This is a genomic window from Vibrio sp. LB10LO1 (genome assembly GCF_010092875.1).
GTDB lineage: Bacteria > Pseudomonadota > Gammaproteobacteria > Enterobacterales > Vibrionaceae > Vibrio > Vibrio campbellii.
In genome coordinates this window covers 21,041-46,216 of the sequence record NZ_JAADJW010000041.1, presented here as the reverse complement: position 1 = coordinate 46,216, position 25,176 = coordinate 21,041, and the positions used below count along the sequence as shown (strand labels likewise).

Sequence of the window (25,176 nt, the reverse complement as noted above, 5' to 3'; positions counted from 1 at the left end):
TGAGAGCCTACTCTAAGCGTAGGGCTTGAGAGTGAGGCGGACCATATAATTAGCCCCGGAAAAAACCGAGGCTTGGTAATCAAACTAGTACAAGATTAACGAGGGCAAATCTCTGACTCTGGGAAGAAAAACTCGATTTCACGAGCCGCTGATTCAGGACTGTCTGAACCATGAACAGAGTTATGACGCATGCTCAGTGCGTAATCAGCACGGATTGTACCGCATGCCGCTTCTTCTGGGTTTGTTTTGCCCATTAGCTCACGGTAACGAGCGATTGCATCTTCACCTTCAAGAACCTGAACCATGATAGGGCCAGATGTCATGAACTCTTTCAGTGCAGGGAAAAAAGGTTTGCCTTCATGTTCTGCGTAAAAACCGCTCGCCTGTTCTTCTGTCAGATGAACCATTTTTGCAGCAACAATACGCAAACCCGCCTTTTCGATACGGTGGTAGATTTCACCAATCAGATTGCGTTCTACAGCGTCAGGCTTAACAATTGAAAACGTTCTTTCTAGAGCCATAAGGTTTCCTTTTTGTACTTGTAATAATAGTTTTATATGAGTGACTTGCGTCTCTCTAAGTTATACCAGTACAGACAGGGTGTCTGCACTGGTAAAAGTGTTATTTTTCGGCTTGTTCGTTCAGGAAACGAGCAAGTGTGCGGACACCCATGCCTGTAGCGCCAGCAGCCCATTTATCAGACGCTGACTTACGGTACGTGCCTGCGCAGTCAAAGTGCAACCAACCTTTCTTGTAATCTTCAACAAAGTAAGACAAGAATGCTGCCGCTGTACTTGCGCCTGGCGAGTAATCACCAGAACTGATGTTAGATAGGTCAGCAAAGTTTGATGGCAGCATGCCACGGTGGAAATCAGCAAGAGGCAGTGGCCATAGACCTTCTTTCTCTTGGTTTGCCGCCGTTAGCGCTTGATGAGAAAGCTCATCATCAAAGCTCATCAGTGCATGGTAGTCATTACCTAGTGCATTCTTCGCTGCGCCCGTTAGGGTTGCACAGTCAATGATCAGCTCAGGGTTCTGCTCACTTGCGTAGATAAGACCATCAGCAAGAACCAAACGACCTTCTGCGTCAGTGTTCATGATTTCTACTGTCTTACCGTTTTTGTAAGTGATGATGTCGCCAAGTTTAAGTGCACGACCCGAAACCATGTTTTCTGCACAGCAAAGGATCAGTTTTACACGCTTGTTAAGGCCGCGAAGAATAGCAAGACCAAGACCGCCGGTAATCGTACCTGAACCGCCCATATCCGCTTTCATTGCTGTCATGAAGTTTGATGGCTTAAGGCTGTAACCGCCTGAATCAAAGGTGATGCCTTTACCCACTAGACACGCAAACACTGGTGCGTTTTCATCGCCTGTTGGGTTGTAATCAAGTTGCAGCATTGCTGATGTGCGCTCAGAGCCGCGACCCACTGCATAAATGCCTTCCCAACCTTCTGACAACAGGTCTTTATCTTTAACGATACGAGCCGTTACTGTACCTTGTGGTGCGATTGATTTGATGAATTCAGCCGCCATGGTTGCCAATTGACGTGGCGCCACTTCTTCAGCTGTTTTGTTGATGATATCGCGAGTAAAGTCCGTAGAGGTGATACGAGCGTGTAGCTCTGCTTGGTCTTGCTCAGATAGCGTAACCCACTCTAGCGTGCCATGTTTTTTCGGGTTGCGGTAACCTTGGTGGAATGCCCAAATGCTCTCCAAATCCCAGTTATCACCAGCAAGTAAAATTGAACGAATTCCTTGGCCATCGAGTTGACGCGCTGCACGTTGAATCGCACCAAGATCGTGACCTTCACCTAGGTGAATGGTTGCGCCATTCTCAGCGAAAGAAAGCAGCGCTTTGTCGCCCCAATGTGGTGCCGCTGGTTCTTGGCTTAGAAATACAGACATCTGTGTAGACATGGTTTCTCCTTGTCTTATAACGGCGTTGCCTACGCCTCTTCTTTTTTAATAACTACCGGATGTTAGCATTATGTAGGGTAAAAATGTCAACTTGATAAAAAAACGGACCTTAAGGTCCGCTTTTTTTAGTGAGAATTGTTAACTCTGCTGCGTTTTACCGCCGAATCGAGCATTAATCCGCTTCGTCCATCCAACACAAGATGACCGCTTCAAGAATCTTTTCATTACAATGGTTTGGCTCATCGTCAAACTCATCCAATTCCATGATCCATTGGTGAAGATCGGTAAAACGTACGGTTTTAGGATCTAAGTCGGGAAACTTGTCACAAAGCTCAATCGCGATATCGCGAGAATCTGTCCATTTCATTGCTCATCTTCCTTTTGCTTCGCCCCTATATTGGGGAGATAGTATTAGTGATCTTCCGACGCGTGGTTTAGCGTGTATTTTGGAATCTCAACAACCAAATCTTCATCCGCTACTTTTGCTTGGCAACCAAGACGAGATTCAGGCTCAAGACCCCATGCTTTATCCAGCATGTCATCTTCTAGCTCTTCACTCTCTTCTAGCGAATCAAAGCCTTCACGAATGATCACGTGGCAAGTCGTACATGCACATGACTTCTCACATGCGTGTTCAATACCAATGCCATTTTTTAGCGCAACGTCTAGAACGGTGTCACCAGTGTTTGCTTCCAACACTGCACCCTCTGGGCACAAATCTTCGTGTGGTAATACAATAATCTTAGGCATAACTACTTATCTCTTATATATCATTAACTGACTGACCTGACAGTGCAGCTCGAATCGATTTATCCATACGGCGCGACGCAAAATCTTGGCTTGCTTTGTCGGTGTCTTTGATGCCTTGCTCGATGGCGTCGGCATCTTCACCGTTGCGTAGTGCAATCAGCGCTTCAATCACTTTAACTAGGTCTTGTTTCTCTTGGTCTGATAGTAGTTCATCACCATCAGCTTGCATCGCCGCAATCAAGCCTTCAATCACGCGATCCGCTTCTACGCGCTGCTCAGCCAACGCACGAGCCTGCATATCTTCTTTCGCGTAAGTCATCGAGTCACGAAGCATGTTTGCAACTTCATCATCGCTTAGGCCGTAAGAAGGTTTCACTTGGATTTCAGCTTGAACACCCGTGCTCTTTTCCATCGCGGTGACAGACAATAGACCATCAGCGTCCACTTGGTACGTCACGCGAATGTGCGCAGCACCTGCCGCCATTGGTGGAATGCCTTTCAATGAGAAACGAGCCAATGAGCGGCAGTCATCCACCATTTCACGCTCACCTTGTACGGTGTGAACGCTCATTGCTGTTTGACCATCTTTGAACGTCGTAAATTCTTGCGCGCGGGCCACAGGGATGGTGGTGTTACGTGGAATGATTTTCTCAACCAAACCACCCATGGTTTCAATACCAAGGGACAAAGGAATAACGTCCAGAAGCAACATTTCCGAGTCAGGCTTATTGCCCGCCAGGATGTCTGCTTGAATACCTGCGCCGATTGCAACTACTTCATCTGGGTTAATGCTTGTCAGTGGTGTACGGCCGAAGAATTCGCCAACCATTTCACGTACAAGCAATGTGCGAGTTGAACCGCCAACCATAACCGCTTCAAGTACATCTTCCGCATCCACATCCGCATCTTTCAGTGCACGGCGACAAGACATCAAAGTTTTCTTCACTAGCGGACGAATCAGATCTTCGAACTGCTCGCGAGTCACTGAGCCTTTCCAGCCAAATACATCAACATCAACGCAGTCTTGCTCAGAAAAAGCAATCTTAGTTGCCGTTGCAATGTTCAGTAGTGCACGGTTTTTCTCAGCAGAAAGTGGCGCTTCTAGACCAGCCTGCTCCATTAGGTAATCCGCTAATAGATGGTCAAAATCATCACCGCCTAGCGCAGAGTCACCGCCTGTTGCTAATACTTCAAATACACCTTTCGACAAACGTAGGATAGAGATATCGAATGTACCACCACCTAGATCGTAAACCGCAATCACGCCCTCTTGACCAGAGTCTAGACCGTAAGCGATCGCTGCTGCTGTCGGCTCGTTAAGCAGACGCAGTACATGAAGACCTGCCAATTTCGCTGCATCTTTTGTACCAGCACGTTGAGCATCATCAAAGTAAGCAGGAACAGTAATAACCACGCCAGCTAACTCGCCACCTAGTGTCTCTTCTGCACGTTTGCCTAGTGATTTAAGAATGTCGGCAGACACTTCAATCGGGTTCTTGTCACCTTGCGCAGTTTGCAGAATAGGCAGACCGTTGTCGCTTTCTTTAAATTGGTAAGGCAAAGATGGGTAGCGAGCTTGAATATCTTTTAATGAACGACCAATTAGACGTTTTACCGAAATAATGGTGTTTTCTGGTTCTTGCTCTGCTTTTGCTTTGGCCTCGTAACCAACTAACGCCGTATCTTGTGCGTAGTTCACCACAGACGGCAAAATGCTACGACCTTGGTCATCTGTCAGTGTTTTTGCGTCGCCGCTGCGAACAGATGCAACCAAAGAGTTGGTGGTACCTAAGTCGATACCCGCTGCTAACTTGTGCTCATGAGGTGCCGAGCTTTGGCCCGGTTCTGCGATTTGAAGTAGTGCCATGATGGGTCCTTGTCGCGCTAACTAGCCGAGGAGTTTATCTTCAACCAGTTCAATTTCGTTCTTTAGCTTGGCAATGAATTTGAGTTTACGAACTCGGTCTGCAGCTTCCGCCCAAAGACCTTGGTCAAGTTCTTGTTCTACACTCGCCAAATGCTGTTTGTACATTTTGCTGACCTTAGAATCGAAGTCAAAAAGCGCTGATTCAGGATCAGAGCTGTCAGCAATGTCTTCCAGTTCTTCACGCAGCTCCATTTGCTCCATTAGGAACATCGGGTCTTGCATGGTTTGTTGCTCACCACGAATTTCTGTGCCGTTTTCTGCCAGAATGTATTCAGCGCGAGAGATAGGATGCTTAAGTACTTGATACGCATCGTTGATTTGCGCTGCTTTTTGGACAGCCATCAAGCGGTCGCGCTCAGAGGCGGTCGCAAAATTGTCTGGGTGGAAGCGTTTTTGTAGTTCTCGGAACTGAGAAGAAAGAAGGCTACCATCCAGCTGAAACTGACTTGGTAGCCCAAATAATTCAAAGTGATTCATTAAGATCGGGTCCTAGTAAAGCCTTCTGGACTCGCTTGCCCAGAAGGACAGTCAATTAGACGTTGAAGCTTTCACCACAACCACATTCACTTTTTGCGTTAGGGTTGTTGAATTCAAAACCTTCATTCAACCCTTCCTTCACGTAATCCAGCTCAGTACCGTCTAGGTATACTAGGCTTTTCTTATCAATGATGATCTTCACATCTGACAGTTCAAACACTTCGTCTTCTTCGTTTAGATCATCAACAAACTCAAGGACGTAAGCCATGCCGGAACAGCCTGTCGTCTTCACTCCAAGACGCAAACCGATACCTTTGCCTCGGTTATCTAGGAATGCTTTTACGCGACTTGCCGCTGATTCTGTCATTGTGATGGCCATACTGCACCTTAGTCTGTCTAAATTACGTTTTGGAATGGGAGCATTTTAAGGGCTCCCATTATATACGGAATAATTATTCCTGGTGTTTTTTCTTGTAGTCAGCAACTGCTGCTTTGATTGCATCTTCCGCTAGGATTGAGCAGTGAACTTTCACTGGTGGAAGCTCTAGCTCTTCTGCAATCTCAGAGTTTTTGATAGATGCCGCTTCGTCGATAGACTTGCCTTTTACCCACTCAGTTACTAGTGAGCTTGAAGCGATTGCACTACCACAACCGTATGTTTTGAATTTCGCGTCTTCAATGATGCCTTCTGGCGTCACTTTGATTTGAAGCTTCATTACGTCACCACAAGCTGGTGCGCCAACCATGCCGCTACCTACTGATGGGTCTTCTTTATCGAACGAACCAACGTTACGTGGGTTCTCGTAGTGATCAATTACTTTTTCGCTGTATGCCATGATAAATTACCTCGAATCCTCTATTCAGTCCGTGAGATTAATGGTGAGCCCATTCAACAGTGCTCAGATCAACCCCTTCCTTGTACATATCCCATAGAGGAGACATGTCGCGTAGCTTAGTCACTGCAACGCGGATTTGTTCAATTGCGTAATCAATTTCTGCTTCAGTCGTGAAACGACCAAATGAGAAACGTACTGAGCTGTGTGCTAATTCGTCGTCTAGACCAAGTGCACGAAGAACGTAAGATGGCTCTAGGCTCGCTGATGTACAAGCACTACCAGAAGATACTGCTAGGTCTTTCAATGACATCAGTAGAGATTCGCCTTCTACGAATGCAAAGCTCACGTTTAAGTTGTGCGGAACACGCTGCTCTAGGTCACCGTTCACCGTTACAGCTTCTAGATCTTTAACGCCATCTAGAAGACGGTTACGAAGTGCTAGCGCGTGATCGTAATCTTTTTGCATGTCTTCTTTTGCTACGCGGAACGCTTCACCCATACCCACGATTTGGTGAGTTGGAAGTGTGCCCGAGCGGAAGCCACGCTCATGACCGCCACCGTGCATTTGCGCTTCAAGACGGATACGAGGCTTACGACGTACGTAAAGTGCGCCAATACCTTTAGGACCGTATACTTTGTGCGCAGACAGTGAAATTAGGTCAACTTTCATTTCTTGAACGTCGATTGGCAGTTTGCCCGCAGACTGTGCAGCATCCACATGGAACACAATCTTACGTTCACGACATAGCTCGCCAATTGCTGCGATGTCTTGAATGACACCAATCTCGTTATTTACGTGCATGATTGAAACTAGAACAGTGTCTTCACGCATTGCTGCTTGAAGTTTGTTTAGATCAACCAGACCGTTTGATTCTGGCTCTAGGTAAGTCACTTCAAAGCCTTCGCGTTCTAGTTGACGACATGGGTCAAGTACCGCTTTGTGCTCTGTTTTACAAGTGATTACGTGTTTACCCTTTTTAGAGTAAAAATGTGCTGCACCTTTAATAGCAAGGTTGTCAGACTCTGTCGCACCAGATGTGAATACGATTTCGCGAGGATCTGCATTTAGAAGGTCAGCAATTTGCTCACGAGCAGTATCTACAGCTTCTTCTGCCTGCCAGCCGTAACGGTGCGAACGCGAAGCTGGGTTGCCAAATGTGCCATCCATTGTCATGTACTGAACCATTTTTTCAGCAACACGTGGATCTACTGGACATGTAGCGGAATAATCAAGATAAATCGGCAGTTTCATTCTCTACTCCAATGTAAAATGCTGACCGCTAAGAGCGGACGTTTACACCGATGGGCGCGGCGGTTGTATTTTTGTTTGAAAGCCCATGAGTTACCGCCAGATCAATGTCCTGACGGTCAGAAATTTCTAAAACTTCGTTGTCTGTCATTAGCTCACCGAGCGTAATGTTGTTCAAGAAGTCGCTAATACGAGAGCTCAGGTCACGCCATAGTGTGTGAGTTAAGCAACGAGTGCCACCTTGGCAATCGCCTTTACCTTGGCATTTGGTTGCGTCTACTGACTCATCAACCGCAGCAATCACAGTGCCAATGGCAATGCTGTGCGCGTCTGCACCAAGTCGGTAACCACCACCAGGACCACGAACGCTGGCTACAAGGCCTGCTTTACGCAATTTTGAAAAAAGCTGCTCTAAGTATGAGAGCGAGATACCCTGACGCTCTGAGATATCTGCAAGAGGTACTGGGTTTTGTTGCGAATGCAGTGCCACATCCAGCATGGCTGTCACCGCATATCTTCCTTTAGATGTAAGTTTCATACCACACCGTATCCACATGGTTTGTAATGATTAGGATTTTTCCATACCCGACTAAAACGGTCAAGTATTTATTTGACTATTTTAGTCAGGTATTCATCCTTACACCTAAAATGGTTATTATTTGTTCAGAGTTTCTTTTCGATCGCTGTCAAAACACCACGCAGAATATTCAATTCTTGCGCCTCTGGTCGTGCGCGTGAGTACAAACGACGTAGTTTGTTCATCACCTGACCTGGCTGCTCTTTGTTGATAAATTGGGTATCAATCATCACCTTTTCAAGGTGCTCAAAGAACATTTCTAGCTCTTTATGGCGCGGGTACTCTTCAGGTTCACTTGGCGCGTATTGGCTTTGCTCTAGGTTAAGGTGTGCAACACGAACTTCATAGCTCAGCGTTTGTACCGCCATCGCTAAGTTAAGTGAACTGTATTCAGGATTAGCTGGAATGCAAACGTGGTAATGACACTTCTGCAGTTCGTCATTAGTTAGGCCAGTTCTCTCACGGCCGAAGACTAATGCAACAGGGTGTTTTTGGCCTTCAACAGCAAATTTCTCACCACATTCGCGTGGCTCAAGCATTGGCCATTCAAGTGTGCGTGAACGAGCACTAGAACCGACGACAAGACCACAGTCTTCAATGGCTTCCTCTAGCGTGCTTACGACTGTTGCGTTTTGAGCAATATCACTAGCACCAGCGGCAAGAGCAAGAGTTTGGTCATCCACTTCACATTGCGGATCCACCAATACAAGTTGGCTTAAACCCATGACTTTCATTGCTCGTGCAGCCGAGCCAATGTTGCCTGAATGAGAAGTCCCGACGAGTACGATTTTTACTTGATCCAACATCTGTGTTTGCTACCTAAATTAAAACCGAGGGATATTATCATAATTTTCTAATACACCCTAGAGCGAAGCAGGTTTCTATTCGCATTCTCATCAATTGTTTTCCTCTCTATCGAGAGAGCTATCACAACGCCTTTCTCTAACGAGCAAAAAATAACCACTTCCCTTTTGCTTTGACTCTGGTATACTCGCCGCCGCTTTAAATTGTTCTTTAACATCCGTTGGGAAATTCGTATGCATCCAATGCTAAACATTGCTATTCGCGCTGCGCGAAAGGCAGGCAATCACATTGCTAAATCATTAGAAAACACAGATAAAATTGAATCTACGCTAAAAGGCACTAATGACTTTGTTACTAATGTAGACAAAGAAGCAGAAGCTATCATCATCGATACTATCAAGCACTCTTACCCAGAGCACTGCATCGTTGCTGAAGAAGCTGGTCTTATCGAAGGTAAAGATAAAGACGTACAATGGATCATCGACCCAATGGATGGCACTAATAACTTTGTAAAAGGTTACCCTACTTTCGCAGTATCTATCGCGGTTCGCTTCAAAGGTAAAACTGAAGTGGCTTGTGTATACGATCCAATGCAAAACGAGCTATTCACTGCACAACGTGGTGCTGGCGCTCAGCTAAACAGCGCTCGTATCCGTGTTACTCAACTTAAAGACCTACACGGTACTGTTCTAGCGACTGGTTTCCCATTCAAACAGAAGCAACACTCTGAGTCTTACATCAAGATCGTAGGTTCTCTATTCACTGAGTGTGCTGACTTCCGTCGTAGCGGTTGTTCTGCTCTTGACCTATGTTACGTGGCTGCTGGCCGTGTAGATGGTTACTTTGAGCTAGGCCTAAAACCTTGGCAAATGGCTGCTGGTGAGCTTATCGCTCGTGAAGCTGGCGCAATCCTAACTGACTTCGCTGGCGGTACTGAGTACATGAAGTCTGGTAACATTGTTGCTTCTAGCGCTCGTGGCGTGAAATCTATCCTTAAGCACGTTCGCGAAAACGGCAACAGCGCGATCCTTAAGTAAGATTCTCAAGTCATACTAAGCCCGTCACGCTGATGACTTTTGAATAGCCCCGCTCATTGAGCGGGGCTTTTTTATATCGAACAATCTGCCTGTTTATAGAAACGGTCGTAGTCAGGTAAGTGGTCTATTTTTACGTGCTTAACCTTCCATACTTGTTCTTTCATTAGAAACTGCAACGAAACCGTGACTGGCTGGTATACATCACCAAAGCCGTTTACGGAAAGACACCCAACGCCTCCATCCTCACTGTATGCTTCAAAGTAAGACAGCTCCGTAACCAAACTTGATGGGATGGATGATAAAAATGGGAATTGATGACCAAATTTTATTGGATGAGACTGAATTTCGCGTTTTTCTTTGGCAGAAAGATCTAGCTCTGCAACCACCTTCAACACCTCGGCATATTGCATCTGATACAAGTCGTTTCTGATCGTTAGGTAGGTATCATAAAGCTGCCCAGCAACAGCAGGTGCATTCATGGTAAACAAGCAGAAAGAAAACAATCCGGACTTAACCATCATTTTTACATCGAGCTTTTGGAAGCCCAACTCTCCTATTGGCCTTGAAATAAAGCAACATAGCGATTCCTATTTCACCGTTCAAAATGGGTCATCAGTGCCTCGAAACAGTTCAAAGAAAATTGAAAGGCAGAATTTTGGATACAAAAAAACCGCTGACTGCTCAGCGGTTTTTGTTTGCGATTCTCAATCTGCCTTATGGCATCTCGTCGAACTCTGCACCTTCTTTTTCTACTTGAGGTGGCATTAAGTGCTCTTTCTGGATACCCAGTTTCAGCGCTAGTGCTGATGCTACGTAGATAGAAGAGTAAGTACCTACCGTGATACCAAGTAGAAGTGCGGTTGCGAAGCCGTGAATCATCGCACCACCTTGCATGAACAGGGCAATTACTACGAACAAGGTTGTACCCGACGTAATCAATGTACGGCTCAATGTTTGAGTGATTGATGCATCCATGATGTCTGAAGGTTCGCCCTTACGCATCTTACGGAAGTTTTCACGAATCCGGTCGAATACAACGATGGTATCGTTGAGCGAGTAACCGACTACCGTTAGTAGCGCCGCTACGATGGTAAGGTCAACTTCGATTTGTAGGAACGAGAACACACCCAGCGTGATGATGATATCGTGTGCCAGTGCCATTACCGCACCAGCCGCTAGACGCCATTCAAATCGCATCGATACGTAGATCAGGATACAGATCAGCGATACAAGAATCGCTAGACCACCCGCTTCTGTCAGCTCATCACCAACGTTTGGACCTACAAACTCGATACGACGCATTTCTACGCTTTCACCCGTACCTTCTTTGATAGCACCAATGATTTGGTTACCTAGTGTTTCACCAGACATATCGTCACGAGGACGAAGACGAACCATTACATCGCGAGCACTACCAAAGTTTTGTACTGTCGCATCACCGAAGCCTTTTGAATCTAGCGCTGCACGAATCTCTTCAAGGTTTGCAGGTTGTTGAAAACCTACCTCGATGAGCGTACCACCAGTAAAGTCTAGACCCCAGTTCAACCATTTGGTTGATAGCGTGAAGATAGAAGCAGCGATCATAAAGATAGAGAATACGAACGCGACTTTCGACCAACGCATAAAGCCGATCGTGTTTTCTGCTTTTAGAATTTGAAACATATTAATTCCCAGCCTTAGATCGACAATTTATCAACGCGTTTGCCACCGTAAATCAGGTTCACGATACAACGTGTACCCACAATAGCGGTGAACATTGAAGTTAAGATACCGATAGATAGTGTTACTGCGAAGCCTTTCACCGCACCTGTACCCACTGCAAATAGAATGATCGCAGTGATAAGCGTTGTGATGTTCGCATCGGCAATAGTGCTGAATGCGTTTGCGTAACCTTGGTGAATCGCTTGCTGAGGACTACGTCCATCTCGAAGCTCTTCACGGATACGCTCGAATATCAGAACGTTCGCATCGACCGCCATACCGACGGTTAATACGATACCGGCAATACCAGGCAGCGTCATGGTAGCACCCGGAATCATCGACATAACACCAATGATAAGAACCAAGTTTGCCATCAATGCAATGTTAGCAATCAGACCGAAGCCACGGTAGTAAAGCAGCGTAAACAGCATTACCGCAACCATACCCCAGATACATGCTTGGATACCCATATCGATGTTTTGCTGACCCATTGATGGACCAATGGTACGTTCTTCAACGATAGAGATCGGTGCGATTAGAGCACCAGCACGTAGTAGAAGTGCTAAGTTGTGCGCTTCTGCTGCAGAGTCGATACCAGTGATACGGAAGTTACGACCAAGAGCCGATTGAATCGTTGCTTGGTTGATGACTTCTTCGTGCTTATCAAGGATAACTTTGCCTTCTGGCGTACGACGACCACTGTCTTTGTATTCTGCAAACACGGTAGCCATTAACTTACCGATGTTCTTCTTAGAGAACGCAGACATCTTGTTACCACCTTCGCTGTCTAGCGAGATGTTAACTTGTGGGCGACCGTATTCATCAACACTTGAACTTGCATCCGTGATGCTTTGACCACCAAGAATAACGCGCTTCTTAAGCACAACTGGGCGACCATCACGGTCCATCTTGATTTCGCTACCTGCTGGCGCACGGCCATTTGCCGCCGCTGATAGGTCAGCTTTATCGTCAACTTCGCGGAACTCTAGTGTTGCCGTAGCACCTAGAATTTCCTTCGCACGAGCGGTGTCTTGAACACCTGGTAGTTCAACTACGATGCGGCTAGCACCTTGACGTTGAACCAGTGGCTCAGCAACACCCAGTTCGTTAACACGGTTACGAAGAATCGTGATGTTTTGTTCAACTGCGTAGTTACGTATCTCTTGTAAACGTTGCTCGGTAAAGGTGGCAATCAACGCGTAACGACCATTAGAATCAGAGTCGACAAAGTTCATGTCTGGGTGATTCTTTTCTAGCGTTGCTTTCGCTTCCGCTAGCTGCTCCTCATTACGTAGCAAGACTTCCACACCTTCTGTACCAGAAGGACGGATTGCACGGTAACGAATCTTAGCTTCACGAAGTTCGCTACGGAAAGCTTCTTCTTGCTGACCAACTAGCTTCTCCATCGCCGCGTCCATGTCAACTTCCATTAGGAAGTGAACACCACCACGTAGGTCAAGACCCAGCTTAAGTGGCGACGCACCGATTGCTTCTAGCCAATCTGGCGTAGATGGAGCAAGGTTTAGTGCAACAATTTTATCTTTGCCAAGCGCTTCGCTGATGATATCGCGGGCACTGATTTGAGTGTCAGTGTCATTGAAACGAACAAGGATTGATCCATTCTCGAGAGCAATGGATTTATGAGAGAGATGCTCTTTATCAAGAGCTTTGGTGACAGCATCCAGCGTTGACATATCTACAGAGGCGCCACGCGCCCCTGTAACTTGAATAGCCGGATCTTCACCGTAGATATTTGGAAGTGCGTATAACGCAGCGGTGATGATGGCAAAAAATACCATCAAGTACTTCCATAATGGATAACGGTTTAGCACAGCGAGGATCCTTTAGCTGTTTTATAGAGACTTAAGCGTACCTTTTGGTAGCACTGCAGTTACGAAGTCTTTCTTGATTACAACTTCATTGTTTGCGTTTAGCTCAATTGAAATGAAATCGTTGTCTTCAGCAATCTTAGTGATTTTACCCACTAGGCCGCCGCTTGTTAGAACTTCATCGCCTTTGCCCATAGAAGACATTAGGTTCTTGTGTTCTTTAACACGCTTAGATTGTGGACGGTAGATCATGAAGTAGAAGATCACCGCGAACATGCCTAGCATGATTAGCATTTCAAAACCGCCGCCTGCTGGTGCGCCTTCTGCTGCTGCGTGAGCTTGAGAAATAAACATTAAAACATCCTCATTATATTTTATTGATAATCCAACAAGTTGGGCTTTCGTAATTTAGATTCAAGTTTGAGATTAAGTAATAGAGATCACCTTCTCAAAAATAACGTACGTTAGCCTACTTTATTAGCAAAAGCCTCTGGCAACATGCCAAAGGCTTTAATTCTTTTAATCTGTTAATTACTGCTCTTTTGCTAGCGGTGGTACTTCACGACCACGACGCTCATAGAACTCAGTAACGAACTCATCGAAACGATCTTCATCAATCGCCTTACGAATGCTTTCCATCAGACGCTGGTAGTAGCGTAGGTTATGGATAGTGTTCAGACGAGCACCTAGAATTTCGTTACAACGCTCTAGGTGATGAAGGTACGATTTGCTGTAGTGCTGACAAGTGTAACAGTCGCAGTGCGGATCTAGCGGAGTTGTATCCGTTTTATGTTTCGCATTACGGATCTTGATCACACCACCAGTCACAAATAGGTGACCATTACGCGCGTTACGCGTTGGCATTACACAGTCAAACATGTCGATACCACGACGAACACCTTCAACCAAATCTTCCGGTTTACCTACGCCCATTAGGTAACGAGGCTTGTCTTCTGGAAGCTGTGGACACGTGTGCTCAAGGATACGGTGCATGTCTTCTTTCGGTTCGCCTACTGCAAGACCACCAACCGCGTAACCATCAAAGCCGATTTCTGTCAGACCTTTGATAGACACATCACGTAGATCTTCGTAAACACCACCTTGAACGATACCAAATAGGTTGTTCGGGTTTTCTAGCTTATCGAAGTGGTCACGTGAGCGTTGTGCCCAACGTAGTGACATTTCCATCGATTTTTTCGCTTCGTTGTGTGTCGCTGGGTATGGCGTACACTCGTCGAAGATCATTACGATGTCAGAACCTAGGTCTTTTTGGATTTCCATCGACTTTTCAGCGTCCATGAAAATCTTGTCGCCGTTTACAGGGCTACGGAAGTGAACACCTTTCTCAGTGATCTTACGCATTTTACCTAGGCTGAATACTTGGAAACCGCCTGAATCAGTAAGAATAGGACCGTGCCAGTTCATGAAATCGTGCAGGTCACCGTGCATTTTCATCACTTCTTGACCAGGACGTAACCATAGGTGGAAAGTGTTGCCTAGCAGGATTTCTGCACCCGTGCCTTTTACTTCTTCCGGAGTCATGCCTTTAACCGTACCGTAAGTACCTACCGGCATGAATGCTGGAGTTTGAACAGTGCCACGTTCGAAGGTCAATTGACCACGACGCGCATTGCCGTTTTTCTTTTTAAGATCGAATGATAATTTCACGATGCCTCCGAGTGTCAGAGAAACAGTCTGACTATGTATCTTGGGGTTTCCCCCACTTTAAGGAGCGGTCGCCTTCCGTGCGAGAGACAAAGCAGAGGTTCTGCTCTGTTTCCTAGCCTACTGCTAGCACTCGTAAATCGTTAGCTACCCCTTCCTAACCGACCCCGTCACAAGGAGAGGGCTAGAGAGGGGTTAAAACATTATGCTGTCTTCTTTTTAATAAACATTGAGTCACCGTACGAGAAGAAACGGTATTTGTTTTCCACCGCGTGCTTGTAAGCATTCATGGTGTTCTCGTAACCAGCAAACGCACTCACCAACATAATTAATGTTGATTCTGGTAAGTGGAAGTTGGTGATCAAGCAATCCACCAGCTGGTACTCGTAACCAGGGTAGATAAAGATTTCAGTATCGCCAAAGAATGGAACCAATTCTGTGCCTTTCTTTAGCGCGTCTTGTGCTGCACTTTCTAGTGAGCGAACAGACGTTGTACCAACAGCGACGATACGGCCACCGCGCGCTTTAGTTGCGTTAATCGCATCCACTACGTCTTGCGGAACTTCTACGTATTCTGCGTGCATATGGTGATCGTTGATGTCATCCACTTTAACTGGCTGGAACGTACCTGCACCTACGTGCAGAGTAACGTACGCAAACTCAGCGCCTTTCGCTTTGATTTTCTCAAGCAGAACATCATCAAAGTGAAGACCCGCCGTCGGTGCTGCAACCGCACCTGGCTTTTGGTTATAAACCGTTTGGTAACGCTCTTTATCCGCGTCTTCATCTGGGCGGTCGATGTATGGAGGAAGTGGCATGTGACCAATTTCTTCCAGAATCTCGAGTACCGTCTTATCAGAGTTAAATTTCAGTTCAAACAGTGCATCATGACGAGCGACCATTTGCGCTGAGTATTCATCGTTTTCACCAACCAAGATCGTTGTGCCTGGTTTTGGCGATTTAGAGCAACGAACGTGTGCTAGGATGCTTTTCTCATCGAGCATACGCTCCACCAGCACTTCTAGCTTGCCGCCTGACTCTTTGCGACCAAACAAACGCGCAGGAATAACGCGAGTATTGTTGAAAACCACTAGGTCACCGGTTTGAACTTGCTCCAGCACATCGGTAAACGTGCCATCAATAAGTTCACCAGTATTGCCGTCCATTTGCAGCAGTCGGCTAGCGGTACGCTCTGGTTGAGGGTAGCGAGCGATGAGTTCATCTGGAAGGTCGAAATGGAAATCTGATACTTGCATGTTACTTGTCTTATCTATTGGTCAAATCACGTCAAAGACGACGATAAAATTGCGACGAGTTTTTCGCAGCAGACTAGTATATGTTTACATGCTGCAATAGCAAGCAAATCCCCTTAGATTGACTGTAAAAGCTTTCACTAAGAGTGTAATAAAACGTGAAAGGTGCAGGATAAGCACACATAAAAAAAGCAGCGAAGTGCGCTGCTTTTTAAAATGTCTAATTACGTTTATCAGTTACTGAAAGTTTAACTTTTGCGTCGACGCATCCACACTAGTGGAGCCAGCAAACTAAATAGCCAAGCGCCTAAGCTACCACCGTCGTCTTCAGAGCCTCTGAAATCACAGTTGTTGGTCGCAATGCCATCATGGCACTCTTCTTCCCCACCACCATTTCCACTATTCGCTTCTTTGATGAAGTTCGGCTCAATGATGTAACTGCTCGGTGGACCATCGGCGGTGATGTAGGACTGCACCCAATCGTAATATTGGCCCACTTTAGTGTAGAAGCTTGGAATAGTTAAAGAGCCACACGTCGGCAGAATAAGAGGCGCGCCACTTACGATACCGATCTGCTTACCCGTTGCGACATCAATGAGGGGGCCACCACTGTCACCTTTACACGCAGAGTTACCATATTGAGTATGACTATCCGGCTCCAGCACGCGGTTCTCCGTTGGTAACGTGCAAATTTTGGTTTGGTTTTCTCTTGAATCAATGATGCCCGGAAAACTGCTGCCAATTTCTAGACGCTCATAACATTTGTCGATCGGCAAAAATGTGCTGATGGTGGTTTTGAGCGTATTAGAAGGTTCAGAAGCATCGGGCTGAGTGGTTCCCCAGCCAAAAACTTGTACGTTTTCGACACGTTGATTAGTCAGATAATTATCGTCCCAATCCGCCGCCAAACGCGCTTCGATATTTTCCATATCAGCTTTATTTGCTAAGTCAGCAACGCGCGCGTTCGCCACTGGGCGCGTGAGGTACAACAACGCGATGTCTGAATCTAAACCAGTTTGGATAGGTTTCACGTTGCCGTTGCTATCGATCTCAGCTTTTGAAATTCGCGTATAGTCAGGGTGAACCACAACGTGAGAGACAGGATAAAAGTTATCAAGCCCTGCTGAATTGAGTTCATACACATTGGCATTCACCGACAGCTCTCCCGGCGGAGTAACATAATAGCTCGCTTCGTTGGTTCCCTGCCCCATCACCACACAGTGTGCCGCAGTTAATACCCACTGTTCCGTCAGCATGGTACCGCCACACAGCGGAAACTCTGCCATGTTACTTGCGCGTAAAGTCACACGATCAACCGGGTCGGTTTGCTCATCTCCTAACACAATCGCTTGAGCGGATTGCACACTGAATGCCGCCACTGCCAAAGCAATGAGCTTGTTGCATGTCGTTCGTTTCATTTAGGTTGTAATCTTCAATCTGGTAAGCCTGAGCGTATCTTCTTCCACAGGCTTATCTTGGAAAATCAAGCAAGTAAAAATGTGCGATTCAACTCATTAGATTACATTCTGACCACATACCTTATCAGTGAAAAATGCAAACTGACTCGCATTGAGTTTTTCAACGGCAAATAACAATAATTAACAAACCAATCAGTAGCAATTTCTATGAACTATAGTGAAGGTGAGCATTTGCTCTTTAGACATTTATTGAGGTAAGTATGAAGATGTTAACTCTAGCGCTGAGTGCTGCCGTACTCGCGTTTTCATCTGGAGCAATCGCAAGTTCCAGCAATGATCGACTCAAAGTGTTGCAAGATGCCTGTTACCTAAAACAGGTCCCTCGCTTATGTGCCGTCAACCTGCCAGATAAAAGCTACATCGGTCGCTGTGTCGATGCGAAAGCTTATGGTCTTATCTGTGTGTATTTTAAACAACGTTAAGAGTAACCAAAGCTAAGGTTTAAACGCCTTAGCTTTGGTTATTTATGATAGCGCTTACATCCTAGACTCACCCCAAATGAGTAGCTGGAATTATAGAAAACACCAGTCCATTTTCACCTCTGATTGATCTCCATCTAATCGTTTTATTTTATTAGTGAAAAACGAGTTAGCTCCCAGATATGCAGCAAAATATTCTCTATATTTAAGAGAAGGACAATGCCGCTGGAGGTCTCTATGATCAAGGTTGAAGACATGATGACTCGCAACCCCCATACCTTGCTGCGTGAGCACACATTACGTGACGCAAAAAGCATGATGGAAGCGCTTGATATTCGACATATTCCGGTTGTTGATGCCAATAAACACTTAAAAGGCTTGGTGACTCAACGCGATATTCTTGCTGCACAAGAATCCTGCTTGCACCCAGATGAGGCTGAACAATCTTTTACCCTCGATACTCCGCTTTACCAAATGATGCACACCAACATCATGACTGCCGAACCAAGAGCAGGTTTAAAGGAAAGCGCAATCTATATGCAAAAGCACAAAGTCGGCTGTTTGCCAGTGGTCAATAAAGGTCACTTGGTCGGCATCATCACCGATACCGATTTTGTAACCATTGCAATTAACTTGCTGGAATTACAAGAAGAGACCGAGCCGGAAGAGATCGAAGCGGATTAATTCGCTACTAAGTTTCATTCTCTCAAATCGCAGGCAAAAAAAGAGCGGCTCAATTGCCGCTCAAAGATGTCATTACTAACGTAGTAATTGTGGACTCAATACTGATTAGAATTGGTCTTCTTCAGTAGAACCTGTCAGTGCTGTCACTGACGAGTTACCACCTTGAATTGTGTTGGTCATTCTATCGAAGTAACCCGTACCAACCTCTTGTTGGTGTGCTACGAACGTATAACCTTTTTCTGCCGCTTCAAACTCAGGACGTTGAACCTTCTCAACGTAATGACGCATGCCTTCGCCTTGAGCGTAAGCGTGTGCCAGTTCGAACATGTTGAACCACATGTTGTGGATACCTGCTAGCGTGATGAACTGGTACTTGTAGCCCATGTTAGCCAGCTCTTGTTGGAACTTAGCAATAGTTTCAGCATCTAGGTTCTTCTCCCAGTTGAATGAAGGCGAGCAGTTGTATGCCAACAGTTGGTCTGGGTACTCTGCATGAATTGCTTCTGCAAACTTGCGTGCTTCTTCCAGACAAGGCGTTGCTGTCTCACACCAGATTAGATCCGCATATGGCGCGTAAGCTAGGCCACGAGAGATAGCTTGGTCGATACCTGCACGTACACGGTAGAACCCCTCTGGCGTACGCTCTCCTTGAATAAAGTCTTTATCGTATGGGTCACAATCAGACGTTAGTAGGTCTGCTGCGTTTGCGTCTGTACGTGCGATTACTAGTGTTGTCGTGCCAGCAACGTCTGCTGCTAGGCGAGCTGCTACCAGTTTTTGCACTGCTTCTTGAGTTGGAACCAGTACTTTACCGCCCATGTGACCACACTTCTTCACGGATGCCAGTTGATCTTCAAAGTGAACACCTGCCGCACCTGCGTCGATCATCGATTTCATTAGCTCGTAAGCGTTCAATACACCACCAAAGCCTGCTTCCGCATCCGCAACGATTGGTAGGAAGTAATCAATACCGCCTTCGTCTTCTGGCGACTTACCTGCTGACCACTGAATTTGGTCTGCACGACGGAATGAGTTGTTGATACGTTTTACTACCGACGGTACCGAATCTACTGGGTACAGAGATTGGTCTGGGTACATTGTAGAAGCGGTGTTGTTATCCGCTGCTACCTGCCAACCTGATAGGTAAATCGCTTCAATACCCGCTTTCGCTTGCTGTACGGCTTGACCACCCGTTAGTGCACCAAGACAGTTTACGTAGCCTTTCTTTGAACTACCGTTGACCAGTGACCAAAGTTTGTCAGCACCACGTTGTGCGATTGTGTTCGCAGGCACCATAGAGCCACGCAGTTCTACTACTTCTTCTGCTGTGTAAGTACGCTTTACATTTTTCCAGCGTGGGTTGGTTGCCCAATCTTTTTCCAGAGCTTCAATTTGTTGGCGGCGAGTTAAGTTAGTCATTGGTCTATCCCTCTTATAATGTGCACTTGTGCATGTGCGTTGAGTTTTCCGTTCTCAGGCAGTACATCCTTATCTGCCTCGAATCTTTCACGTAGTCGTTAAACAAACACGTATTAGTTAAATAAACATGTATTAGTTAAATCAATGGAGTGTTCTAAATCTTTGGGTTAATCCAAGTAGTCGTAACCTGGAATGGTTAAAAAGTTGGTCAGTTCATCACTGGTGGTGAGCCTTGCCATCAAGTCTGCCGCTTCTTCAAATCGACCAGCTTGGTAGCGCTGTTCACCAATTTCTTGCTTCACGACTTCAATCTCTTCTTTCAGATACAGTTCGAACAGCTCTTTAGTGACCTTCAATCCGTTGTCGAGCGACTTGCCGTGTTGAATCCATTGCCAGATAGAAGCACGTGAGATTTCTGCCGTTGCTGCGTCTTCCATCAGTCCGTAAATCGGCACACAACCGTTGCCAGAGATCCAAGCTTCGATGTATTGCAACGCAACGCGGATGTTATGGCGCATGCCCTCTTCTGAACGTTCACCTTCGCACGGTTCAAGCAGCTCTGCGGCGGTGATTGGTGCGTCTTCTGAGCGGCTCACATCCAATTGGTTATTGCGCTGCCCCAGTGTGGCACTGAACACTTCCATAGCAGTGTCTGCCAACCCCGGGTGAGCAACCCAAGTGCCGTCATGACCGTTATTCGCTTCTAACGATTTATCGTTGTGGATCTTATCCAGCACTTTTTGGTTCTCTTGTGGGTCTTTAGCCGGAATAAAGGCTGCCATGCCGCCCATCGCAAATGCGCCACGTTTATGACAAGTACGCACCAACAATCTTGAGTAAGCGTTGAGGAATGGCTTGTCCATGGTCACCACTTGGCGATCCGGAAGTACGCGATCTGGGTGGTTTTTCAGTGTTTTGATGTAGCTAAAGATGTAATCCCAGCGACCGCAGTTCAAACCAACGATGTGCTCTTTCAGAGAAAACAGAATCTCATCCATTTCGAATACGGCTGGTAAGGTTTCAATCAGCACAGTCGCTTTGATGGTGCCTGTATCCAAACCGAAATATTCTTCAGTGAAATGGAACACTTCGCTCCACCACTTCGCTTCATGATGCGATTGCAGTTTTGGAATGTAAAAGTAAGGACCACTTCCCTTTTTCAGTAGCGCTTTGTAGTTGTTGTAGAAGTACAGAGCGAAATCGAATAGCGCACCTGGAATGATCTGACCGTGCCACGTTACGTGTTTTTCTTTTAGATGCAGTCCGCGAACACGGCAGATCAACACCGCTGGGTCTTCTGCCAGCTGATAGTGTTTACCATTGCCAGGGTTGGTGTAGCTGATGGTGCCATTAACAGCGTCGCGCAGGTTGATTTGACCATCTAGAACTTTACTCCACGCAGGGGACATCGAATCTTCGAAGTCGGCCATGAACACTTTTACATTCGCATTCAGTGCGTTAATCACCATCTTGCGATCGGTTGGTCCCGTGATTTCCACTCGGCGATCTTGTAGATCTTGCGGGATTCCAAGGATCTTCCAGCTTCCTTCACGAATGTCTTGTGTCTCTGGTAGAAAGTCTGGCAGTTCACCAGCATCGATGCGTGCTTGCTTCTCTTCTCGTGCTTCCAGCAACTGTTCAACACGTCCGGCAAATTTTTCACACAGTAGAGATAAAAAGGTTTGGGCTTCAACAGGGAAAATTGCTTGATGTTCAGGAGCAACGACTCCATTCACCTCAAGCATGCCTTGGGTTTGCTTTAGTTGTTGTGTTTTTTGTTCTGTCTGAGCAAGCATAATCATTCATCCTTAACGTGCTTTATCCATCTTGGGCAGTCAGCCTAAAGCTACATTTGTAAGTTATGAACAACAAATTACATCCTTCGATTTGGTGTTCACTTCGCTTCGTTGTGTCTATACCTTGCGCAACCTAAATTGCTTTTTCAATCTAGACATAAGTCTTACAAGCCTTTAATTAAGCTAACCCAACAAAGGTTTAAGCGAAACCCCTCAAGTAAACAAAACGTTAAATTCAAAGTTTTATTCGGTATCAAACAAGTGTTTGATTTTTGAGTTCAATTTGTAAGTTATTACGTAATTAAATTACATCAATTTTACAGGTTATTTTTGAATTCAAACAAGTGTATGAATAGTAAGGCAGGAGAAAAATCCTTGTATTCACAAGGGCTAGGAAGAGGAAATTAAACACGACTTAAACGCGTTACACAGGCAGTTGTGTAAAATTAACATTGTGAAATTTCACTATTTTATGAAAGCTTCATGAAAATTCATCTGTAAAATTTTACAAGTCAAAGTTCACGCGCAGAATAAAATGCTAAAAAGCGCACTATTTCTAGTGCGCTTTTTGATGTTTGATCGGGAGTCGCAGGCTAATACTAATAGCTAAAGCAGTTCAGAGACGACTTCTGCCAATTGATTGAAAGTGTTTGATCGTGACGAGCTTGGACGCCAAACCAAACCAATATCGCGATACGCTTGCTGACCAGGAGGGTCGATCACCACCAAGTTCTGGTTGTGTAGCAAACCATGATCAATCGCCATTTGCGGGATAAATGTAGTACCCAAACCATTAGCAACCATCTGTACTAAGGTATGAAGACTGGTTGCGGTGAATGGGTTGATCTTCTCTTTGTCCGTCAACTTACACGCTGAAACCGCGTGCTCAGTAAGGCAGTGTTCTTTCTCTAATAAGAAGACGGATTCATCTGGCAAATCTGCATAACGGATCGGCACTGGTACGGAATCCGCTTGATTGGCACTGATCACCATGCGAAACGGGTCTTGTCCCACTACTCGGCTTTCCATTCCTTCTATCTCTACAGGCAGAGCCAGAATCAACACGTCCAACTCACCGTGGCGAAGTGCTTGCAGCAAGTTAGTCGTCGTGTCTTCTCTTAATAGAAGGTTTAATTGAGGGAAGCGGTAGTTTACCTCTTGGACAAGGTCGCACAGTAAGAATGGAGCAATGGTCGGAATACAACCTACTTTTAGCTGCCCTTCCATATCATCGCCTTGGCATAGACGACCAAGTTCAACAAGATCTTGCCCTTTAGCGAGCAGTTCGCGACCTTGCTGCACGACCATTTCACCCGCTTGAGTGAAAACCAGTGGGCTTTTCTTATCTTTCTTTTCGTAAAGTGGACAACCAATCAACTCTTCAAGGTTTTGGATGCCTTTACTCAAGGTAGATTGACTGACAAAACAACGCTCAGCAGCATCACTAAAATGTCGAGTTTCATGCAGAGTGACCAAATAGTGTAACTGCTTCAAGCTAGGCCATTTATTCATAATTCTATTTGTATCTATTGCTGTTCCAGTGATCGAGATAATAGTTTCGTTATTATCGCTTTTTTCGATGAACTCAATCTATTTATTTCGCTTTTTTCAATACTACAATCTGTACTATAGTTTGTCTCGCACAAACAAGGACCAAACCTAAATAACTGAATGTAGGTTTGGATCAAACCAAATTTTTTAGGAGCAAAAAAATGGTACTAGTAGGTCGTCAAGCCCCTGACTTTACTGCAGCAGCTGTTCTAGGTAACGGTGAAATCGTTGAAAACTTCAACTTTGCAGAATTCACTAAAGGTAAGAAAGCAGTAGTATTCTTCTACCCACTAGATTTCACTTTCGTTTGCCCATCTGAGCTAATCGCATTCGACAACCGTCTAGCTGATTTCCAAGCTAAAGGTGTTGAAGTAATCGGTGTTTCTATCGATTCTCAGTTCTCTCACAACGCATGGCGTAACACTGCTATCGAAGATGGCGGTATCGGTCAAGTTAAATACCCTCTAGTTGCTGACGTTAAGCACGAAATCTGTAAAGCGTACGATGTAGAGCACCCAGAAGCAGGCGTTGCTTTCCGTGGTTCTTTCCTAATCGACGAAGACGGTCTTGTACGTCACCAAGTAGTTAACGATCTACCACTAGGTCGTAACATCGACGAAATGCTACGCATGGTTGATGCACTAAACTTCCACCAGAAGCACGGCGAAGTATGTCCTGCACAATGGGAAGAAGGTAAAGCAGGTATGGACGCATCTCCAAAAGGTGTTGCAGCGTTCCTATCTGAGCACGCAGACGACCTAAGCAAGTAATAGACACTGCCGCCCAAGCTCAACGGGCGTGTTGGTTGGATGTATATATAAAGCAAAAAGCTATAGCGGAAAAACCGCAAACGCCAATCAGTCTAAGTAAAGTCATAAAAAAGCCCAGAGTTCGCTCTGGGCTTTCTTTTTATCTGCGGTTTTGAAAAGCAAAAGAGGCAAGCATCGCGCAAAAAGTTTACCTCTATTTCCTTCGCCCTCAGTACAGATTCTCCCCTTTCGTCCTGCTAGTATTTGCTATAATTACAATAATTCAGGACAACCTCGTGAACACTCAACTTGAAGTCTGTATTGATAACATTGAATCTCTCCACAACGCGATTACCGGTGGTGCAACCCGCATCGAACTCTGCTCTTCACTTGCTTTGGGTGGCTTAACCCCAAGCTATGGCTTTATGCAGCAAGCCGCTAAACGCTCTACTATTCCGGTTTACGCGATGATTCGCCCTCGCCAAGGTGACTTCTTCTACAGTGAGGAAGAAATCGAAATGATGCGTTGGGATATTGAAGCTGCCAAGCAAGCGGGCTTGAACGGTGTCGTGCTCGGCGTGCTCACTCAAGACGGCAACATTCATATGCCGTACGCAACTGCACTGTGTGAATTTGCTCAAGCGCTTGGCTTAGGCGTGACCTTCCATCGTGCCTTTGACCAGTGTCGTGACGCTGAAAAAGCGTTAGAAGAAGTGATCAATTTAGGCTGTGAGCGTATTTTGACTTCTGGCCTTGCACCTTCGGCACCGCAAGGTATCGATGTGCTTAGAGCTTTGGTCGAGCAAGCACAAGGACGCATTGCGATCATGGCAGGCGCCGGTGTGAATGCAGACAATGTTGGCCAGCTTGTTGAACAAGCCAAAGTCACCGAAGTGCATTTATCTGGCAAGACAACTCGCCCTAGTCACATGACCTTTATTGCCGAGCAAAGCAAAATGGGCGCTGCCGATGTGGATGATTTTTCGATTCCTGTCACCAACACCGATGCTATCGCGAACATGGTAACAGCTCTCAATTAAGCGCTTTCAAATCCC

At 45.8% G+C, this 25,176-nt stretch carries 26 protein-coding genes; 5 read left to right on the top strand and 21 right to left on the bottom strand.

Annotated elements, in window-relative coordinates; all coding sequences use genetic code 11:
• Positions 1-95: 95 nt before the first annotated feature.
• The 11 genes from ndk to trmJ all read right to left on the bottom strand — a co-directional run bounded on the left by ndk (position 96) and on the right by trmJ (position 8,542).
• Positions 96-521: a nucleoside-diphosphate kinase gene (ndk, locus tag GXP65_RS21770; protein WP_005532589.1), complete on the bottom strand. Its 426-nt coding sequence runs from the start codon at positions 519-521 to the stop codon at positions 96-98.
• 100 nt (positions 522-621) lie between these two features.
• Positions 622-1,920, bottom strand: a complete 1,299-nt coding sequence (gene pepB / locus GXP65_RS21765) for an aminopeptidase PepB (protein WP_162093711.1) — start codon at positions 1,918-1,920, stop codon at positions 622-624.
• Positions 1,921-2,092: 172 nt separating this feature from the next.
• Positions 2,093-2,287 (bottom strand): Fe-S cluster assembly protein IscX, encoded by a 195-nt coding sequence (gene iscX, locus GXP65_RS21760; RefSeq protein ID WP_005424887.1) that lies wholly within the window; start codon positions 2,285-2,287, stop codon positions 2,093-2,095.
• A 44-nt stretch (positions 2,288-2,331) separates the two neighbouring features.
• Positions 2,332-2,670, bottom strand: coding sequence for an ISC system 2Fe-2S type ferredoxin (fdx, locus tag GXP65_RS21755; RefSeq protein WP_005424889.1), 339 nt, complete (start codon positions 2,668-2,670; stop codon positions 2,332-2,334).
• 13 nt (positions 2,671-2,683) lie between these two features.
• Positions 2,684-4,537 (bottom strand): Fe-S protein assembly chaperone HscA, encoded by a 1,854-nt coding sequence (hscA, locus tag GXP65_RS21750; protein WP_162093710.1) that lies wholly within the window; start codon positions 4,535-4,537, stop codon positions 2,684-2,686.
• A gap of 21 nt (positions 4,538-4,558) precedes the next feature.
• Positions 4,559-5,074, bottom strand: coding sequence for a co-chaperone HscB (gene hscB / locus GXP65_RS21745; RefSeq protein ID WP_005424897.1), 516 nt, complete (start codon positions 5,072-5,074; stop codon positions 4,559-4,561).
• Positions 5,075-5,129: 55 nt separating this feature from the next.
• The gene (iscA, locus tag GXP65_RS21740) at positions 5,130-5,453 is read right to left on the bottom strand and encodes an iron-sulfur cluster assembly protein IscA (protein WP_005424893.1); all 324 of its coding nucleotides are present in this window, start codon (positions 5,451-5,453) and stop codon (positions 5,130-5,132) included.
• A 73-nt stretch (positions 5,454-5,526) separates the two neighbouring features.
• A complete protein-coding gene (iscU, locus tag GXP65_RS21735) occupies positions 5,527-5,910 on the bottom strand; it encodes a Fe-S cluster assembly scaffold IscU (protein ID WP_005424883.1) in 384 nt (127 codons plus the stop codon).
• Between the two features lie 37 nt (positions 5,911-5,947).
• The gene (locus GXP65_RS21730; RefSeq protein WP_038890722.1) at positions 5,948-7,162 is read right to left on the bottom strand and encodes an IscS subfamily cysteine desulfurase; all 1,215 of its coding nucleotides are present in this window, start codon (positions 7,160-7,162) and stop codon (positions 5,948-5,950) included.
• Between the two features lie 28 nt (positions 7,163-7,190).
• Positions 7,191-7,697: a Fe-S cluster assembly transcriptional regulator IscR gene (gene iscR, locus GXP65_RS21725; RefSeq protein ID WP_005381720.1), complete on the bottom strand. Its 507-nt coding sequence runs from the start codon at positions 7,695-7,697 to the stop codon at positions 7,191-7,193.
• A gap of 125 nt (positions 7,698-7,822) precedes the next feature.
• The gene (trmJ, locus tag GXP65_RS21720) at positions 7,823-8,542 is read right to left on the bottom strand and encodes a tRNA (cytosine(32)/uridine(32)-2'-O)-methyltransferase TrmJ (RefSeq protein WP_162093709.1); all 720 of its coding nucleotides are present in this window, start codon (positions 8,540-8,542) and stop codon (positions 7,823-7,825) included.
• Between the two features lie 231 nt (positions 8,543-8,773).
• Here trmJ and suhB point away from each other — a divergent pair, with 231 nt between their 5' ends.
• Positions 8,774-9,577: an inositol-1-monophosphatase gene (gene suhB / locus GXP65_RS21715; RefSeq protein WP_162093708.1), complete on the top strand. Its 804-nt coding sequence runs from the start codon at positions 8,774-8,776 to the stop codon at positions 9,575-9,577.
• Positions 9,578-9,648: 71 nt separating this feature from the next.
• On the opposite strand, the gene GXP65_RS21710 is transcribed toward suhB, so the two are convergent.
• The 7 genes from GXP65_RS21710 to GXP65_RS21680 all read right to left on the bottom strand — a co-directional run bounded on the left by GXP65_RS21710 (position 9,649) and on the right by GXP65_RS21680 (position 17,443).
• Positions 9,649-10,098, bottom strand: a complete 450-nt coding sequence (locus tag GXP65_RS21710; protein ID WP_230624046.1) for a hypothetical protein — start codon at positions 10,096-10,098, stop codon at positions 9,649-9,651.
• 193 nt (positions 10,099-10,291) lie between these two features.
• Complete coding sequence (secF, locus tag GXP65_RS21705) at positions 10,292-11,239, bottom strand: protein translocase subunit SecF (protein ID WP_038890720.1); 948 nt, start codon at positions 11,237-11,239, stop codon at positions 10,292-10,294.
• A gap of 14 nt (positions 11,240-11,253) precedes the next feature.
• A complete protein-coding gene (gene secD / locus GXP65_RS21700; protein WP_005447728.1) occupies positions 11,254-13,110 on the bottom strand; it encodes a protein translocase subunit SecD in 1,857 nt (618 codons plus the stop codon).
• Positions 13,111-13,131: 21 nt separating this feature from the next.
• Entirely contained in the window at positions 13,132-13,461 is a 330-nt protein-coding gene (gene yajC / locus GXP65_RS21695) for a preprotein translocase subunit YajC (RefSeq protein ID WP_005424903.1), read from the bottom strand.
• A 177-nt stretch (positions 13,462-13,638) separates the two neighbouring features.
• Positions 13,639-14,775, bottom strand: coding sequence for a tRNA guanosine(34) transglycosylase Tgt (tgt, locus tag GXP65_RS21690; RefSeq protein ID WP_005424899.1), 1,137 nt, complete (start codon positions 14,773-14,775; stop codon positions 13,639-13,641).
• A gap of 200 nt (positions 14,776-14,975) precedes the next feature.
• Positions 14,976-16,028, bottom strand: coding sequence for a tRNA preQ1(34) S-adenosylmethionine ribosyltransferase-isomerase QueA (gene queA, locus GXP65_RS21685; RefSeq protein WP_162093707.1), 1,053 nt, complete (start codon positions 16,026-16,028; stop codon positions 14,976-14,978).
• Positions 16,029-16,273: 245 nt separating this feature from the next.
• Positions 16,274-17,443 (bottom strand): trypsin-like serine protease, encoded by a 1,170-nt coding sequence (locus GXP65_RS21680; RefSeq protein WP_162093706.1) that lies wholly within the window; start codon positions 17,441-17,443, stop codon positions 16,274-16,276.
• A gap of 260 nt (positions 17,444-17,703) precedes the next feature.
• Here GXP65_RS21680 and GXP65_RS21675 point away from each other — a divergent pair, with 260 nt between their 5' ends.
• Positions 17,704-17,925 carry a hypothetical protein gene (locus GXP65_RS21675; protein ID WP_162860271.1) on the top strand — a complete coding sequence of 74 codons (222 nt, stop codon included), beginning with the start codon at positions 17,704-17,706 and terminating at the stop codon, positions 17,923-17,925.
• A gap of 234 nt (positions 17,926-18,159) precedes the next feature.
• Positions 18,160-18,606, top strand: a complete 447-nt coding sequence (locus GXP65_RS21670) for a CBS domain-containing protein (RefSeq protein ID WP_005424784.1) — start codon at positions 18,160-18,162, stop codon at positions 18,604-18,606.
• A 105-nt stretch (positions 18,607-18,711) separates the two neighbouring features.
• Here the strand turns inward: GXP65_RS21670 and aceA are convergent, their stop codons facing one another.
• From aceA to GXP65_RS21655, 3 genes are all read right to left on the bottom strand, one after another.
• Positions 18,712-20,025, bottom strand: a complete 1,314-nt coding sequence (gene aceA, locus GXP65_RS21665; RefSeq protein ID WP_005424793.1) for an isocitrate lyase — start codon at positions 20,023-20,025, stop codon at positions 18,712-18,714.
• Between the two features lie 167 nt (positions 20,026-20,192).
• Positions 20,193-21,821, bottom strand: coding sequence for a malate synthase A (gene aceB, locus GXP65_RS21660; protein WP_045455388.1), 1,629 nt, complete (start codon positions 21,819-21,821; stop codon positions 20,193-20,195).
• A gap of 606 nt (positions 21,822-22,427) precedes the next feature.
• The gene (locus GXP65_RS21655; RefSeq protein ID WP_005424789.1) at positions 22,428-23,333 is read right to left on the bottom strand and encodes a hydrogen peroxide-inducible genes activator; all 906 of its coding nucleotides are present in this window, start codon (positions 23,331-23,333) and stop codon (positions 22,428-22,430) included.
• A gap of 200 nt (positions 23,334-23,533) precedes the next feature.
• Between GXP65_RS21655 and GXP65_RS21650 the strand changes: the two genes are divergently transcribed.
• Both GXP65_RS21650 and GXP65_RS21645 read left to right on the top strand, forming a co-directional pair.
• Positions 23,534-24,142 carry a peroxiredoxin C gene (locus GXP65_RS21650; RefSeq protein ID WP_005424820.1) on the top strand — a complete coding sequence of 203 codons (609 nt, stop codon included), beginning with the start codon at positions 23,534-23,536 and terminating at the stop codon, positions 24,140-24,142.
• Between the two features lie 275 nt (positions 24,143-24,417).
• Positions 24,418-25,161 (top strand): copper homeostasis protein CutC, encoded by a 744-nt coding sequence (locus tag GXP65_RS21645; RefSeq protein WP_162093705.1) that lies wholly within the window; start codon positions 24,418-24,420, stop codon positions 25,159-25,161.
• The last annotated feature ends 15 nt before the right edge of the window (positions 25,162-25,176 follow it).